The sequence below is a fragment of the Bacillus sp. V3-13 genome (assembly GCF_002860165.1).
GTDB lineage: Bacteria > Bacillota > Bacilli > Bacillales > Cytobacillaceae > Bacillus_BJ.
In genome coordinates, this window is record NZ_PGUZ01000104.1 from 1 (window position 1) to 1,770 (window position 1,770).

General features: G+C 29.4%; 2 protein-coding genes. One reads left to right on the forward strand and one right to left on the reverse strand.

Annotation, left to right across the window (positions count from 1 at the left end; translation table 11 throughout):
• Positions 1-207: 207 nt before the first annotated feature.
• Positions 208-357 (forward strand): hypothetical protein, encoded by a 150-nt coding sequence (locus CU633_RS23065; protein ID WP_180955086.1) that lies wholly within the window; start codon positions 208-210, stop codon positions 355-357.
• A gap of 465 nt (positions 358-822) precedes the next feature.
• Here CU633_RS23065 and CU633_RS22380 read toward each other — a convergent pair whose 3' ends face one another.
• Positions 823-1,617 carry a polymorphic toxin type 44 domain-containing protein gene (locus CU633_RS22380; protein WP_101662749.1) on the reverse strand — a complete coding sequence of 265 codons (795 nt, stop codon included), beginning with the start codon at positions 1,615-1,617 and terminating at the stop codon, positions 823-825.
• Between the last annotated feature and the right edge of the window lie 153 nt (positions 1,618-1,770).

Genomic DNA, 1,770 nt, shown 5'->3' on the forward strand with positions numbered 1-1,770 from the left:
TAACACGGTTTCACTATGGCTTTTCTATTTTTATGGTGTTGCATTTGATTTTACAATTAACCCAGATTTTCTGTACATTTAAAAGGAACAATCATTTCAAAAAATTAATTTCGGTTAATTTCACGAAATTCGGCAAATATAATCCTTTGAAAAACTAATTATGAAATTGACTCAATAGAATAAATAAAATCTGAGGAGTGAAGTAGAATGAAGGAAAAAAAAGATAAAGAAGAGAAGAGTAAAATAGAGACAGATGATACATTTAACCGGACGCTTTACGGAACTCCAACAATAGGCGGGTTTATTGTAATAGGAATAATCTTGTGTATTATTTTTTTCAACCTCATATTTAAATAACTTTTCCCCAATTTTATATTACACCATTCAAGTATTGTCCTAGTAAATTTATTAGTATTGTTATTAACTCAAACTTCGTACCTGTCAAAACATCTTAATCATACAGGAATTAATAAAGAAGACTGGGTGTTAACTTAGCGATTTGTAAAGCAGACAGACTAAACATACAATATCAAAAAAGCCTGAGTTAGTTATTCATATGAACTCAGGCTTTTTTATCTATTAGGGGTCCCGCCAACATTTTAACGAAAATATACGCTAAGGAAACATCGGCTTTTTAATAGTCAACAAATTAGGAGAAACATAGGCAGAAATATAAAAGCTTAACAAAAAAATACATCGTAAATCTATATTTTACGATAAATAAAAAGAATCCATTTTGAAATTATTGATCAAAATAGATTCTTAATTTGGATTTTAACAAGAACCTTTTTCCCACTACGGTCCTATTAGAATAATAGATTCTTAGTAAAAATAATATGCGTCAGAATATCCCCATTCGATTGCTTCCTTAGCTTCTGGAGTATCTGGTTCCCAATTTATAAGGTAAGAGATTGCATCCCCGCCTGCAAGAAGTACAGATAAAGAAAATAGGAATTCCCCTGTATATCCATAATTGTAATTTCCAAGCCATTTACTATTATGTTCTTCTACAATGCCGTTATAATGTGCCATGTTAAAAGTTTTATACCATGGGGAGAATCCGGGTTGTACTTTATAATCCCAATCTCCATCTTCTCGAACTTTACCTACCCACCAACCTACAGTGAAATTATACGCACCGCTAGGATTAAAGGTAGCCTGTGTGTTATATATTGCTTCTAATTCATCTCTATTTGTTTCAACTAAATCTACAAGATCAAGATAGGATGATGTAGACAAAGTAGAAAAGGAAATATTATTCTCGTCATTTTTTTTGTCGTTTTCATATATCTTATCTGCAATTTCTTCAATTGTAAATGGCTTTACATTTAGTTCTTTATCCATAGAAATAATACCATCTTGTATTTGTTGATTGGTTATATTAACCATATTAATATATTTATCAAATAAATCTTGATTAACTCCTAAAGAACTTAAGTTATCTGGAATTTTAATTAATCCATTCTCATCTAGATATATTAATTTTTCGTCTTTTAATTCTTGGTGGAGTTCTTGGGTCGTTTTAATCTCACTAAAATTAGAAGCAGCGTTGGTTATATCAGGTGGAAATAGAAAATAACCAATAACAAACAAACTAAAAAGAATTGCTTTTTTCAATGTGAACTCTCCTCTCAATATTTATGTATTATTTAGCAGGAAAAAGGTTCTTGTTTAATTTAAATAATAAACTAATATTTTTATATAATAAATCACTAGCGTTGCACTAATTAAATCAGATGATTTGAAATACTAACAATCTTCAAAAATTAC